Origin of the sequence: Paenibacillus sp. FSL W8-0186 (assembly GCF_037969765.1) — a bacterium.
GTDB lineage: Bacteria > Bacillota > Bacilli > Paenibacillales > Paenibacillaceae > Fontibacillus > Fontibacillus woosongensis.
The window spans coordinates 781,888-794,576 of sequence record NZ_CP150207.1 but is presented as its reverse complement, the minus strand read 5'-3'; the positions used below and the strand labels follow the sequence as shown (position 1 = coordinate 794,576).

At 54.6% G+C, this 12,689-nt stretch carries 13 protein-coding genes; 5 read left to right on the top strand and 8 right to left on the bottom strand.

Annotated elements, in window-relative coordinates; translation table 11 throughout:
- Positions 1-9 precede the first annotated feature (9 nt).
- The 3 genes from MKX50_RS03345 to MKX50_RS03335 are packed head-to-tail and all read left to right on the top strand — an operon-like array spanning position 10 to position 2,913.
- Positions 10-159, top strand: coding sequence for a hypothetical protein (locus MKX50_RS03345; RefSeq protein ID WP_213591034.1), 150 nt, complete (start codon positions 10-12; stop codon positions 157-159).
- Positions 156-1,106 carry a hypothetical protein gene (locus MKX50_RS03340; protein WP_213591033.1) on the top strand — a complete coding sequence of 317 codons (951 nt, stop codon included), beginning with the start codon at positions 156-158 and terminating at the stop codon, positions 1,104-1,106. Before MKX50_RS03345 ends, MKX50_RS03340 begins: the two co-directional genes overlap by 4 nt.
- Positions 1,096-2,913 carry a hypothetical protein gene (locus MKX50_RS03335; RefSeq protein ID WP_339158414.1) on the top strand — a complete coding sequence of 606 codons (1,818 nt, stop codon included), beginning with the start codon at positions 1,096-1,098 and terminating at the stop codon, positions 2,911-2,913. Before MKX50_RS03340 ends, MKX50_RS03335 begins: the two co-directional genes overlap by 11 nt.
- Positions 2,914-3,740: 827 nt before the next feature.
- Here MKX50_RS03335 and ssuE read toward each other — a convergent pair.
- Both ssuE and MKX50_RS03325 read right to left on the bottom strand, forming a co-directional pair.
- Positions 3,741-4,295, bottom strand: coding sequence for an NADPH-dependent FMN reductase (gene ssuE, locus MKX50_RS03330; RefSeq protein ID WP_155611782.1), 555 nt, complete (start codon positions 4,293-4,295; stop codon positions 3,741-3,743).
- Between the two features lie 218 nt (positions 4,296-4,513).
- The gene (locus MKX50_RS03325; protein WP_339158413.1) at positions 4,514-4,696 is read right to left on the bottom strand and encodes a hypothetical protein; all 183 of its coding nucleotides are present in this window, start codon (positions 4,694-4,696) and stop codon (positions 4,514-4,516) included.
- Positions 4,697-4,776: 80 nt separating this feature from the next.
- Between MKX50_RS03325 and MKX50_RS03320 the strand changes: the two genes are divergently transcribed.
- On the top strand, positions 4,777-5,700 hold the full coding sequence (locus tag MKX50_RS03320; protein ID WP_339160001.1) for an SDR family oxidoreductase: 924 nt from the start codon (positions 4,777-4,779) through the stop codon (positions 5,698-5,700).
- 228 nt (positions 5,701-5,928) lie between these two features.
- On the opposite strand, the gene MKX50_RS03315 is transcribed toward MKX50_RS03320, so the two are convergent.
- The 6 genes from MKX50_RS03315 to MKX50_RS03290 all read right to left on the bottom strand — a co-directional run bounded on the left by MKX50_RS03315 (position 5,929) and on the right by MKX50_RS03290 (position 11,489).
- Complete coding sequence (locus MKX50_RS03315; RefSeq protein ID WP_213591030.1) at positions 5,929-7,617, bottom strand: NAD(P)H-hydrate dehydratase; 1,689 nt, start codon at positions 7,615-7,617, stop codon at positions 5,929-5,931.
- A gap of 428 nt (positions 7,618-8,045) precedes the next feature.
- Positions 8,046-8,684, bottom strand: a complete 639-nt coding sequence (locus MKX50_RS03310; RefSeq protein WP_213591029.1) for an NAD(P)H-binding protein — start codon at positions 8,682-8,684, stop codon at positions 8,046-8,048.
- Between the two features lie 399 nt (positions 8,685-9,083).
- Entirely contained in the window at positions 9,084-9,467 is a 384-nt protein-coding gene (locus MKX50_RS03305) for a DUF1634 domain-containing protein (protein ID WP_213591028.1), read from the bottom strand.
- A 3-nt stretch (positions 9,468-9,470) separates the two neighbouring features.
- Positions 9,471-10,304: a sulfite exporter TauE/SafE family protein gene (locus MKX50_RS03300; RefSeq protein ID WP_213591027.1), complete on the bottom strand. Its 834-nt coding sequence runs from the start codon at positions 10,302-10,304 to the stop codon at positions 9,471-9,473.
- Positions 10,305-10,366: 62 nt separating this feature from the next.
- Positions 10,367-10,786 carry a GNAT family N-acetyltransferase gene (locus tag MKX50_RS03295; RefSeq protein WP_213591026.1) on the bottom strand — a complete coding sequence of 140 codons (420 nt, stop codon included), beginning with the start codon at positions 10,784-10,786 and terminating at the stop codon, positions 10,367-10,369.
- A 1-nt stretch (position 10,787) separates the two neighbouring features.
- The gene (locus MKX50_RS03290; RefSeq protein ID WP_213591025.1) at positions 10,788-11,489 is read right to left on the bottom strand and encodes a DUF421 domain-containing protein; all 702 of its coding nucleotides are present in this window, start codon (positions 11,487-11,489) and stop codon (positions 10,788-10,790) included.
- A 100-nt stretch (positions 11,490-11,589) separates the two neighbouring features.
- On the opposite strand from MKX50_RS03290, the gene MKX50_RS03285 reads away from it, so the two are divergent.
- Positions 11,590-12,582 carry a hypothetical protein gene (locus tag MKX50_RS03285; protein ID WP_339158412.1) on the top strand — a complete coding sequence of 331 codons (993 nt, stop codon included), beginning with the start codon at positions 11,590-11,592 and terminating at the stop codon, positions 12,580-12,582.
- Positions 12,583-12,689 lie beyond the last annotated feature (107 nt).

Sequence of the window (12,689 nt, the reverse complement as noted above, 5' to 3'; positions counted from 1 at the left end):
AAGCCGCATATGGTTACATACGGATGCCTGACCCTTTTGTTTCTGTTTGCCATTGTAAAGTCCGTGCTCTATTACACGCGCAGAGATCGTATCGTCGCTCCCCAGGAGCTTGACGCCCAATTGCTGCAGCTTATCAACCATGAAGAGAGAGTGCCATGAAAAAGAAAAATATTGTACTGCGCCCTCCCATAAAAACGAAATATGCCTATGAAAAGTTAAGATGCTGCAAAAATTGCCATAACTATACCGTACTTATGGAGGAGAATTGCACGACCTGCGGCAAACCGGCGCTGCTTCCCGTTCAGGAGCTGGCGCTGCGCGCGGCGAAGCGCTCCTTGAGCAATGATCTGCTGCTCACTCTGCTGCTGACGCTGATTGCAGTCGCATTTAGCCCGACCTTTCAGTTTATCGCCATTTCGGCGGTCTCCGGGGCTGCGCTGATGGCTCTTCTCTTATTCGTAAGGCGCAAGGCGCTGCCGAGCCGGACCTCTATCGAGCTGAGCAAAATGTTCGTCCGCGACCGGGACCGCATCGCAAACGGCCTCGTACGCAATCTGGATATCGCAGCCGCGCAGGAGAACGAGGCGCGTTCCTATGAATTGATGCGCGAAGTCGCCGTCATCATTCGCAACGACCATATCCGCAAGCTGCAAATTCTCCTGCTGCAATCCCTTGTGCTGCGCAAGGATATGGATCTGGAGCTGGAGCCGCTGCTGCTCGAGGACTTCGACCCCGAGCTGGCTTCCTATATCGGCGAGCTGGCCAAAATCAAGCGGGAGCTCATCAAAGACCGTACCTTCCAATATGTCATTAAATATGAGCAGCAAATTACGGCGATGAAGGACGGGGATGACATTCTTGCCGGAGTAGCTGGCGCAGCAGTACGAATGAAACGCTATGTGCTGGCCTATTCCGGATTCCTGGCCCGTTATGCCCGCAAGCTGCCCAAGGACCGGTTCCTCCGGCTGTACCGCATCGTCACAGAGAATCCGGACTTGAACTGGGGCGCTCTCCAAGCGGAGACGGCGCGGATCTATGAGGAGAAATACCAGTGGGATGCCGATTTTCAACAAATAAAGCCGAGGTCTAACATCCATGACGTATAAAAAATGGTTAACCCTGCATCATCTGCTCATTGTATTATGTGTATTAATGATTCCGCTGCTGATATACAAAGGAATAGGAATTTCCCAGAAGCTTAGCATAATCGATCAAGCGGAAGCTCTGTATGAGGAAAAAAATCTGATCGACGCCGAGACTTTATTCCAGAAAGCGCGGAGTAACAAGACAATTCAGTATAAAGAGGAGCTCATCTCCTCCCGGCTGGAGGAGATGGCGCCGATCACCGCTATGAAGGAAAACCTATCCGGCATCCTGGGTCAAGCATCCGCGGCGGCCCGGGGAGACGACTTCGAGCGCCTGATGGACGCCTACGCCAGCCTTCAGCAGATCCGCAGCAGCTACATGACGCCCGAAGGGCCTTACAGCGAATATTATAAGCAGGTCTCTGAACAATATGGCATATCGCAAAGCTTCATGGATTATTTCAAACAATTCCGCACAGCTCTGCTGGAAGAACCAGAGCGTAATTTAGAGAATGGCCATTATGACGATGAATCGTTCAAATGGAAGCTGCTGCGCATGCCCGCCCATTTCTTCGGAACGGAGCAGGAATGGCTCGATCAGCTGAATGCGGTATTCCAGCAATATGATGAAACCAAGCTGGAGCGGATCACAGCAAGCGGATATATCGAGGCTATGCTGCAGAACGCTTCATCCATGGTGAAGCAATACGAAGCCCATGAGCACAAGGCACCCTGGGTAATATCCAAAACGAACGAATTAATGGATTCCCTGCTGAAACAAGATTGGGACAACAAGGACTACGCCGCCTTTGCCCTGCATTCCCGGCAGTTTGAGTCGTTCGCCAGCTCCGCTAACCCGCGTTCCAAGGTGCTGGCCTATGCCAAGGATGGTATTGCCAAGCTGCTCCGCTCCGCCAAAAAAAGCACGGCCAGCGGAAATTATCAGGAAGCGATCGACCTGTATAGGGCGCTTGGCAATTACCAGGATACGAAGGCGGAAATCCGTGCGACCGAGTTGGCCTGGGTAGCCGCTGAGCCGGTGCGGCTTCTGCCGGCTTCCGGCGACGGGGAAGGCTATAAGCATGTCGCGGGCGGCACAAAAAAATTCGGCTCGAACGTTTACGTCGCTGCGACCGATGCGGGCAATCAGTTGTTTTTCGGCCGGATGAACAGCGAGGAAAGCGTGCAGATCTTATCAAATCGCGACCTATCCTCCCATGCGCAAATCCACAGCCTGCGCATTGACCCGGTTCTGAGCACCTCGAGCACTCCTGTGGTGGTCATCGAGGCGGACTCGGCTGCGCGCGAGACGTTGTATATGGCCTTCGAAGTGCTGGAGGACCGCATCCAGCTGTTGTTTTCGTTTGAAGCGGACGACTTGATTGTACAAAATGACGACACGCTGCATGTCGTAAATCCGCACGGTGAAGGCGAAGGCGAGACGGCCATCTATGTCCGTTACGGCGATCACTTTGAGTTTACCGGAGTCAAGCAAACCTACGTAGATATTTCCGCCGATGACGTCGCTTTTTATCCCGGTACCCTTGTCCGTTTCACCAGCACCATCACTTCCCCGGGGACCGGAGAAGTGCTCGCCTTCGGCCAGAATAGCTATATCATGCTGCAGGGCGATTTCACCTTCTACGAAGGAGAAGCCACGGTCACAGGGCGCTTTACGCATTACACCGAGCACTATATGGAATTCCAGGAAAGCGGGACAACCGAAGAGCAGTACACCAGCTCGCCTGATGATTCTATCATCGTAGGCCAGCCTGCGGGACGATTCATACGCATCCCCGTCGTCAAGGTGGAGTCCGTGAGTCAGTAAGAGGATTTCTTTCTTTTCTGATAAAGTTAATTCGAATGTGCAGGTATTCCTCCGAATCCGAACTTGCGTCATATCGGCCGAAAACGGTGGAGGGATGCTATGATGGCCTCACGGTTCCTTAGATGAATACTGGATATCCTCACGGACTCAATAACTTGGATACGAAGAAATGTGAATGAAATCCTTAGCAGGATACTAGATAATCTCACGGTTCCTTAGATGAATGGTGCGGCAGCCTCAGCAGCCCCTTAATTGAACTGGGGGCTTTCTCTCCAGTTCAATTAAACTACTGATTTTCGACTGTCCTCGATGGTTCGGGCAATGATTGTGACTGTGCCTAGATGGACACACATTGTGGCTGTGTGACTGTACCTAGATGGACACTTTGGACACTGATTGTGACTGTACCTAGATGACAGGGATCAGCAGGTAACTAGATGTAATTCATGCAGTTAGTTCATCGATTTTAGCCGTGTTAAAGGGAACTAACTGCAAAACCTACATTTAGTTTTAAGTGATTTCGACGAATTCGCTCCATTCTGGTAAACTAACTGCATGTTTTGCATTTAGCGCATGTTTTTTTGATAAAAGAGCTTAACTAGCTGTATAAAATACATTTAGTTTTGATTTTCCAGCGGTACAAGTTACTCGCCCAGTTTCTTTGGAATCACCTTGAATTCAGTGGCTTCCAAGAAACCGGATCATGGGAGACCCTAAATAAAAAATTCTGCACTATTGCATCATTTTGCGGTTCCAACAAACTCAAAAAAAGCTCTAAATCGTTCATTACGAATGATTTAGAGCTTTTTAACTTTAGCTTGCTGAGATTACTTTAGGGCCGCATATTGGATGCGCCGTTTGGTCTCCTCGACCAGTTCGGCCACGTTATCCTCCAGCCGCGTAACCAGTTCCTCACTAACGTCGAAGCCGCCTTGATCCGTACGGGCGATATAAGCATCTACCGCGTATACCCCGCCCAGAATATGGCGTGCCCCAAGCGCTGATAACACCGGCTTAAGCGAGTAATCGATCGACAGCAGATGCGCAAGGCTTCCGCCGATAAAAAGCGGCAGGATGATTTTGCCGGCCAGGCCTTTTTGCGGGACAAGATCCAGGAAGGTTTTCAATACTCCCGTGTAGGAGGCCTTGTAAACCGGACTGGCGATAATAACGGCATCCGCTTCGGCCACAAGACCGTTCGCCTTCACGATCGCCTCGCTCTCAAACTTCGTATGGATGAGATCCTCCGGAGGAAGCTCGCCCACATTCACATGATTCACTTCGAAGTCCTGCTTCCGCAGCAGCTCATCCGCCAGCTCGATCATCGCCGTCAGACGGGAGCCGGGCGTAGGACTGCCATTAATAATCGTTACCTTTGGCATATCTATATTCTCCTTTACTTAGGTTCGTTGTCGTTCGCTACTTACTATCATAGCTAGTCTCTATCATAGCTAATTTATCCGTTGTGATCTAATCCTGCGTTTGCAGTGTGAGCTTCCATCGATTTAATTCCGACCGAGCAACTCTACTTTACTAAAAATGCTATCAATATTTTCGTCCAAAGTCAATCATCGGCACCCTTGCCTAGGCATATGCATACTCATACTTCAGAAGAATTATTATGATTAATTTTTGGAGGTTTTGCTGTTGAACCCGATGAATCCAGTGAATTCCATGCACTCAGTGCACTCAGTGCATTCAGCGCATTCAATGCCCCCATTGCACCCAATGAATTCAATAAATCCCATAAGCCCGGTAACCCCGGTTTTCCCGATGCATCCAAATGCCCCAATAGCGGCTCACGGCCAGAAGCACATGGCACATCCCGCAGATCACGAGCTTCCCATGACGGCAGGGCAGCACATGCATCCTTATCCAGGAGACAGCGGCAACCCCGTTTACCCGTATTATGCCAAGACAACCGTATGCAAAGAGCAGCCCATCGCTTTCCCGCCTCAGCATCAGCCCCATCAGCCTGGCCTGGAAAGCTTGATGCATCCCCGTCCGATCTCGGAAAATCCAAACTATCGCGGCAGCTGCAAGCTGAAAGGCAAGGTCGCCATTATCACTGGCGGAGACAGCGGCATCGGCCGGGCGGTCGCAATCGCTTTTGCCAAAGAAGGAGCGGATGTCGTGATCCCCTATTTGTGGGAAACATCGGACGCCCTGGAGACCAAAGCCCGTGTTGAAGAGCTTGGCCAATGCTGCCTCCCTATCAAAATCGATCTGCGGTTCAAGCAAAACTGCGAAGCCGTCGTCCGCGAAACGATTTCCACCTTTGGCAAACTCGACATTCTGGTCAACAATCACGGCGTACAATATCCTCAGCAAAGCATCGCTGATATTTCAGAGCAGCAGCTTTATCAGACTTTTCAAACGAATATTTTTCCGTTTTTCTTCATGGTTCAGGCCGCATTGCCCCATTTATGCCGAGGCAGTTCGATTATTAACACCGCCTCCATCACGGCCTATCAAGGACATAAGACTTTGATCGATTATTCATCGACCAAAGGAGCGATCGTCTCGTTCACCCGGTCTCTGTCGCTCTCGCTGATCGACTGCGGCATTCGCGTCAACGCCGTGGCGCCGGGCTCGACCTGGACGCCGCTTATTGCCTCCAGCTTCAGCGCAGAGGAGGTTGCCGTCTTCGGTACGGATGCGCCTATCGGACGTGCGGCGCAGCCGTATGAGCTGGCTCCCGCCTATGTATACCTCGCCAGCAGCGATTCCAGCTTCGTTACCGGAGAAGTCGTCCATGTAAACGGTGGAGCAATGGTTACGACATAGAGCAGCGGCATTCCCTGGTTGACCGCTTTAACGGCCTGCCGCGGGCGGCTAGCTTCCCTGCGTGCCGGGAGCCGGGACTATCGTTTATGGCGGCAGATTACAGTTGTACTTCGTGCGTACTACTCCCCGTGCACAGGTAGCGGGTCCGGGGCATGCTTGGATGGCTATCGACCATATGCCGATGAACTGCACTTGCGCTGCAAAGCCTATCGCCCTGCAACTCAAGCGCTACAGCGCCTCGATGATGTCTCCGGCAAGCAGGGAGCCGGCTGTCCATCGCGCCGAGGCGGCGCGCTCTCCGGCCAGGCCGTGCAGGTAAACGCCCAGCGCAGCGGCTTGAATCGCGCTCAGGCCTTGGGCCAGCAGCGAGGCGATGATGCCCGTAAGCACATCGCCGCTTCCTCCGGTCGCCATCCCGGGGTGACCGGTGGTGTTGACGTAGACGCTGCCGTCAGGGTCCGCAACGACCGTGCGGGCCCCTTTGAGCACGAGCGTTACGCCATGCTGCACGGCGAAGCTGCGCGCCAGGCCGAGGCGGTCCCGCTGGACCTCGGCCGTGCTCAGCCCGGCGAGCCGGGCCATTTCGCCGGGATGCGGCGTCAGCACCGTCGCCGCGTCCCGGCGCTGCCACGCTGCCAGGCCTCCGGCCGCAGCGAGGATGTTCAGGGCATCCGCGTCCACGACAAGCGGACGGGGGATGCCCTCCCACAGGGCGCGCAGGAAGCCCGCCTCGCCCGGGAAGCGGCCAAGCCCCGGGCCGACGGCGAGCACATCGCGCGCCTGCATGAGCCGCAGCACTTCATCTGCGGCGGCCTCGCTCCACGCCCCGTTCCCGTCGTCGGGAACCGGGGCGGTCATGAGCTCGGGCACGGCGCCTGCCGTGTGCGGCAGCAGCGCCGCGGGCAGCGCCCACGTGGCCAGCCCGCAGCCGGCGCGCAGCGCGGCCTTGGCCGAGAGCAGCGCCGCGCCGCTCATCGGCAGGCTGCCCGCGGCCAGCAGCACGTGCCCGTACGTGCCCTTATGGCCGTCCGCCTGGCGGATACGGTCCACGCTGACGCCGAGCCCGCTCTGCAGCGAGGCCTCGGTCAGCAGCTGCCCTGCCCCGGGCACATGCGGAGGCAATGCAGCCGGGATGCCGATATAGCGCACCACGACCTCCCCAGCCGCCTCCGCTCCCGGATATTGGGTCAGCCCCGCCTTCATAAAGGCCAGGCTAACCGTCTTCCGGGCCCGGATGCACGGGTCGTGCAGGCTGCCCGTATCGGCGTCAAGGCCGCTCGGGATGTCTGCCGCGATGATCGGCAGACCGCTTCCAATCGCTTCGCGGATCAGGGAAGCGTAAGCCCCTCGCGGGGGCCCTTTCGCGCCCGTGCCGAGCAGCGCGTCCACGATCCCGGTGCAGCCGGAGAAAGTCCCGGCCTCACCGGGCGTGTATACCGATCGCGGCAGGCCCAGCCTTTCCGCGATCGCGTGCTGCGCCGCCGCATCTCCGCGAAGCGATTCCGGCGGCTCCGCATACAGCAGGCGGACGCCAAGACCCGCGTCCGCCAAATGACGGGCACAGACCAGCCCGTCGCCCCCGTTGTTGCCTTTGCCAATCAGGATTAGCCAACATTCCCCGGCCAGCGCCTCTCTATCGCCTGCATCCGAGCGGATCACCTCCCGGGACGCTTGGATATCCTGCCGGGCACCAGCCTTGGCGTCCGCCGGGTGTTTCTGCCAGTCCCACCCCCATGCGGGACGCTGCGCCGGTTGGCGGCCATCGGTTGTACGCGGGCTGTTGGCCCGGCAATAAGCCAGCACCTCCTCAGCAATGGCCCGTCCGGCGTTTTCCATTAAAACCATCGCCGGAATGCCCAGCATATTTATCGTGTACTGATCGATCTCCCTCATCTGTTCCGAAGTCACCAGTTGCATTGTTACCCCCTCCCGCCTGCTAACCTGCCTTATTACTTTTGATCATAACCAAGCCAAACAACATTATTGCTAATTGCTATTCATCATGGCCATGCACAGCAACATCCTGCTTTAATGCTGTTCATCGTAAGCCTGTCCCCAATATCCGGCTTTGTTACTGTTCATCCAGGTCTGTCCTCAACATCCGGCTTCATTGCTGTTCATCGTAGGCCTGTCCCCAATATCCGGCTTTGTTACTGTTCATCTAGATCAGCCCTTAACATCCGGCTTTGTTACTGTCCATCCAAGTCTATCCTCAATATCCTGCATTATTGCAGCAGCCTGATTGAGTGCTTACAACATAAGTATGCCTACGCCTTCCTGACAATCCCGAACATCTCACATCAGCAGACGCTTTAAATAATAGAATTTTACACCACTGATCTGAACTAATATGCAACCGTAAATCTCGCCTCAGGGAACTGCGGGTCTTCAGCTTCATCCAGCAAAGCCACCGCATAGTCCTCTACGGAAATATGGCTCTGATCCCTTTCGTCCGTAACTAAACGGTTCAGGCCAATCCGGAATTGCCCTGTGCGTTTGCCCGGCTCAATGACAGCTGCTGGACTTAATACCGTCCACAGCAGATCGGAGGCTCTGTAGACGTGATAGGCTTCCTCATGCGCTCTCGCCAAAGGCCGGATTTCCTCCGGAAATTCCGGGGTATCCATCAATTGAACGCCGGATTCCGTTTCCAATCCCCCGGCTCCGCCCACGACGATCAAACGGCGGACGCCTCCCCGCTTTACCCCCTCCACCAAGGAACGGGCTGCTTCCGGGAGCTCGTCCTCTTCTCCAAACTGCGGGCCGTAAGCGCTAATGACGAGATCCTTCCCCTCCACTGCCTGTGCAATCGATTCCGGCATCAAAATATCTCCGGTCAGCAAATGAAGCCGCTCCTGCCCCGCCTCAGCCTCAAGCTTGGATGTATTGCGAACGACGGCGGTCACTTCATGTCCGCGCCGCAGCGCTTCCGCCAAAATGGCCTTGCCAATCGTGCCCGTACTGCCGTAAATGACGATTTTCATTTCGAACGCCTTCTCTCTTCTGGTTTTGATGATGCTTTCTATTATAATTATCACAAACCGCCTCGGCTCAAACGTCGCAGGCAACCCCGGACAACAAAAAGGGCCTCTTCCAGGCGCATGGGAGCTGACCACGCCCTCGATTGCGAGAAAAAGTCAGTCTCCTGATTAGCGGAAGAGGCTTTGTCCATAAAGCCGATGGCGTAAAGCGGATGTGCTTGAAGCTAAGCTGAGCGCACCCTCAAGTTAAACTGCTTTAGGTTTAAAGTAATCTGTGCTGGATTAAGAAGCCAAACTGCCCCAGGCCAATATGTGCAGCCATGCTAGATCAAGAGGTTAAGCTGTGCTAACCAAAAGTTAAGCCCTGCGCTAGATCAGGCTGTTAAGCTGCTCCAGCCCACACTAGGCTCCAACCTTGCCAAGCGCAAAACTGAACGCCAGGATGACCAGCACGAGAATCGAAATCAGCACGAAGCGGTAGTCCTTCTCATGGATAAACGCGAACATGGAGACGAAGACGCGGAATACCGGGGTCAGGATGAGCAGGATCAAGCCAGCCTCGATAATGGCTACGGACTTCAGCTCCACCATACCATGCCAAATTTCCAGCAGGCTCGTCGGGAAGGTATCCCCGGGATAACCGCTGTCCCCGGTAACGAGAAACAGGACCAGGCCGACGACGATCACGAGGCCGGCCAGCACGATGCCGATCCGCAGCATTTTGCTAATGGCGATTTCGACCTCCGCCGCCCGGTCCTGACGGCTTGCTTGTTGTTGCTCCGCCATAGGTTACGCCCCCCATCCTTGGTAGATCATTTGACAGGCTACATAGATCATGATCGGAATGAATAGCTTGCGGATCGTTTTGCTTTTCAGCCGCTGCATGATCCTGGCTCCGATTGTCGCTCCGATCAACACACCGAGAGCCACCGGAGCCGAAATGACAGGAATGATATCGCCGCGCAGAAAATAGATTCCCGCACTAGCCGCGGCAGTAACGCCCATCATGAAGTTGCTCGTCGCCGTCGATACTTTAAGCGGCATTTTCATAAAAACGTCCATCGCCATCACCTTGAAGCTTCCGCTGCCGATGCCGAGCAGTCCGGATACTACGCCGGCGCCGTACATGACGCCAAAACCTTCGTACACCCGATCCACGTTATAGGTAATATTTTTGCCAAGCGCTTTATCATAGTACTCTCCGCCAAGCCCCAGCTTCTCTGCCACGGGATGCTGCGGGACGTTCACGGGGATTTCCTCCTTGCCCTTCTTCACCATCGCATAAGCCGAATACAATAGCAGCAGGGCAAAAATGTAATACAAGAAATTCGGTGCAATTAACGCCGCGAGGAACGCTCCCGTAATCGCCCCTACCGTCGTGGCAATTTCCAGGAACATGCCTACCCTCACATTCGTGATTCGGTCTCTTATGTAAGCTACGGCCGAGCCGCTGGAAGTCGCGATAACCGAAATCAGACTGGCTCCAATCGCATGGTTAATTTCCACGCCGAACAGCAGTGTCAGTGCCGGAGTAACGACGATTCCACCACCAAGACCAAGAATGGAGCCTACAATTCCGGCCAGGATGGCAATCAACAAAATTTCAATGACAGTGGCAGTCAAACAGACATCTCCTTTATTTATCAGTTCAGGGGATCATGCAGCAAAGCTCAGCTCATGCTGCGCTATTGTGTAATCCTTAAATACATCCCGAGAGACGCCGGGGCCGTGTACTGGAAGCCATATTTCAAATACAGCCTATCTGCCGGCTGATCGGCGATGAGGCTGACATAGGCTTCCGGCGGCGCCTCTCTAGCCAGATAGGCCATGATCTCGTCCATGACGAGCCTTCCAAGCCCTTGCCCCTGATAATCCGGACGCACGGCGATATCCACGATTTGCAGAAAACAGCCCCCATCGCCTACAACTCTTCCCATGCCGATGAGCTCATTTTCAGCATACAAACATACCGCAAAAAGAGAGTTGCCCAAGCCGACCCTGATTCCCTGCTCGCTCCGCGGGCTTAGACCCACTTGTCTTCTTAGGGCCGCATAATCTCCAGCATCCGGAATCTCCCTTACTACACGAACTTGCTCCCGCTCCACTCTAATTCTCCCTTCTGTTCCGCTGCTGCGGCACCACGTAAAGGTCCTCGTCTTCCTTCCACTCCGCATAGGCCACGTCCTCCAGCCGCTCATAACCGCTCTTCTCCAGCAGCCGCTGCAGCCAGGCTTCGTCTTTGCCGATCATTTGCAAGCTTGTGCGGTCGACCACGCCGTTCTCTACCAGACAGTAAGACAGGCACGCCTTCTCATTGAAGGTGTCCAAGCCGAGGTCCTTACGCTTGATTGCTTCCTCCTGCGGCCTCTTCATCACGCTAAGCGTTCCGTTAGGTTCAAATATAGCATAAGCGACCTCGCTTATGAAGAAGACTTCATGCTGTCTAAGCAGCATGCGCAGCTGATCGAAGTCCAGTCCGTTTTGACGCATATGCCGGAGATCCACCTTGCCGTCGCGGATGATGATGGACGGCTTCCCGTCCAGAAAGCCGCGGGCCCGCTTCACCTTCTGCGATATTTTTTCAAATACGAAGGACAGTACTCCCCATAAAAACAACGCAAAGATCAATTCCGAATATTTAATGTCTTCGTCATATACCGTCTCCCCGACCAGGTCGCTCAGCATGACGGATGAAACAAAATCGAACGGCGTAAGCTGGGAAATTTCCTTTTTCCCGAGCAGGCGTGTCAGTACCCACAGCCCGACGAAGCCGATAAATATTTTCAGCGCGATTTTTCCAATAACCATGTAAATCCCCCCAAAAGTAAGGTAGTGCTCTCTATATACCCACTTTAGGAGGATCTTGATTTGCAAAAAATTGCGAATCGTCGTTTTCCAACTCTGGCGCTTGAAAAACGCACCTGACGTATGCAATAGTGGAATGAGGAATATCGAAAGGGTGGTACGGGTGTTTCTCTGGGATTGGATCGCGTGGCTTCAATTGTATACCCCGGCAGCCATAATTATTGCCCCGGCGGTCGTCATATTTGCGTGGCAATATGGCGCTTCCAAGCGAAGAACAGCCTACCGGATTAATGTTCGGCTTGACCGCTTGCACCGCAGCTTGGAGCTGTACACCGCAGCCACGGGAGCGCTCCTCCGGGAAGCGGGCAGCCCTCGCGAACTGTCATCAGCCGAGCATGCCGCGCTGGTCGATAAGCTGCTGGCCTGTAAAGCCGCACCCTATGTCACCGAAGATTTACTCGCACAAATCGCGGCTTATATGATGGAGGAACGCGACAGCACGCGCCTCTCGCTGCTGCTTAGAACGATTGAGCGCGAGACCGAACGCCTGATGGACGAGCGCAGCGCGCTGCTGGGCCGCGCCGAGAAGCCGGGCTGGGGCTGGGCGGTCTGGCAGCAGATTCAGCATGCGCTGCCGTTCGCATTTACCGTAGGCCTCTTTATCTTGATCCTGTGGTTCCTGGGCTCGCTGGACCAGGCCAGCCAGATGCAAGAAGAACGCTGGGCCGTGCTGTATATCTGGTCTCGCTTCCTCTCCTGCCTGTTCTCGCTGATCGTGGTATATCCATTTCTCCGAGGCGGACGCAGGGAGACGTCCAGTTCTTTGCTGCAGCGCTGGCTAGCCGTGGCGATCGGTTTGGCTGCTATGCTCCATTTCATAAGTTTAGCCTGGGCACCGTATGTTCTTGCACTTCAGCTGCTGCTATTCCTGTTTGGATTTCGTTTTAGCCGCAGCAAGCCGCGCAAGTCGCGCCCCTTCGTGGGCCATTATTTCGAAGAGGACGAACTAGCCCTGCTCCAGGAGCAAATTACGGATTTGCCCGGCCTTGAGACGGATTCCGCAGCGAAGTCCTCCAAAAACTCTCTGCCGGAATGATGCATCCGTTTCGCGAACGCAGGCGCAAATAACCCCGATATCTGCTGTCCTCCGAGGTCTGCCGACCTCGAAGCCACCGGAATCGGGGTTGTCTCTTTTTCATATCG

Excerpts from the sequence above, each read along its gene's own strand:
- MKX50_RS03315 (WP_213591030.1), bottom strand. The coding sequence starts at position 7,617 with ATGCAACTGGTGACTTCGGAACAGATGAGGGAGATCGATCAGTACACG.
- MKX50_RS03310 (WP_213591029.1), bottom strand. The coding sequence starts at position 8,684 with ATGAAAATCGTCATTTACGGCAGTACGGGCACGATTGGCAAGGCCATT.
- MKX50_RS03305 (WP_213591028.1), bottom strand. The coding sequence starts at position 9,467 with ATGGCGGAGCAACAACAAGCAAGCCGTCAGGACCGGGCGGCGGAGGTC.
- MKX50_RS03335 (WP_339158414.1), top strand. The coding sequence starts at position 1,096 with ATGACGTATAAAAAATGGTTAACCCTGCATCATCTGCTCATTGTATTA.
- MKX50_RS03345 (WP_213591034.1), top strand. The coding sequence starts at position 10 with ATGGTTACATACGGATGCCTGACCCTTTTGTTTCTGTTTGCCATTGTA.
- MKX50_RS03290 (WP_213591025.1), bottom strand. The coding sequence starts at position 11,489 with ATGGTTATTGGAAAAATCGCGCTGAAAATATTTATCGGCTTCGTCGGG.
- ssuE (WP_155611782.1), bottom strand. The coding sequence starts at position 4,295 with ATGCCAAAGGTAACGATTATTAATGGCAGTCCTACGCCCGGCTCCCGT.
- MKX50_RS03340 (WP_213591033.1), top strand. The coding sequence starts at position 156 with ATGAAAAAGAAAAATATTGTACTGCGCCCTCCCATAAAAACGAAATAT.
- MKX50_RS03320 (WP_339160001.1), top strand. The coding sequence starts at position 4,777 with ATGCATCCTTATCCAGGAGACAGCGGCAACCCCGTTTACCCGTATTAT.